This is a genomic window from Planctomonas deserti (assembly GCF_003067705.1).
Lineage (GTDB): Bacteria > Actinomycetota > Actinomycetes > Actinomycetales > Microbacteriaceae > Planctomonas > Planctomonas deserti.
Map to the genome: position 1 here is coordinate 1 of NZ_QANL01000186.1, position 536 is coordinate 536.

The following is a 536-nucleotide window of genomic DNA, read 5'->3' on the forward strand; positions in this document are numbered from 1 at the left end:
TACATGTCGCTGCCGGTGCCGGCGATGACACGGCAGGTGAACGTCGAGGCGTTGAACTCGTGTTCCGCGTACAGGATCAGCGAGGTGTGCATTGCCTTCACCCACGATTCCTGCGGCTTCTCGCCGTGGAGCAGGTGCAGGAAGTGGCCACCGATCGAGTCATCGTCGGTTTCCACGTCGATGGCGCGGCCGTTGTGGCTCCAGTGGTACCAGTACAGCAGCATCGAACCGAGGCAGGCCATCAGCTTGTCGGCGATGTCGCGCGCGCCCGGATGGTTGTGATCATCCTTCTCCGGCGCCACGCAGCCAAGCACGGACACGCCGGTGCGCATCACGTCCATCGGATGCGCCGACGGCGGCAGCTCTTCCAACGCCGCCTTCACCGCAGCAGGAATGCCACGCAGCGACTTCAGCTTGGCCTTGTACGAGACCAGCTCGGCGCGGGTCGGCAGCTTGCCGTGCACCAGCAGGTAGGCGATTTCCGCGAACTCGCTGGGGTTGGCCAGGTCCAGGAGGTCGTAGCCGCGGTAGTGCAG

Annotated in this window: 1 protein-coding gene; it reads right to left on the reverse strand. The window is 64.7% G+C overall.

Translation table 11 applies throughout. The features are described from left to right. Nucleotides 1-536: citrate/2-methylcitrate synthase (locus tag DAI20_RS20215; RefSeq protein WP_306766481.1), on the reverse strand; the 536-nt coding region annotated here is incomplete at both ends.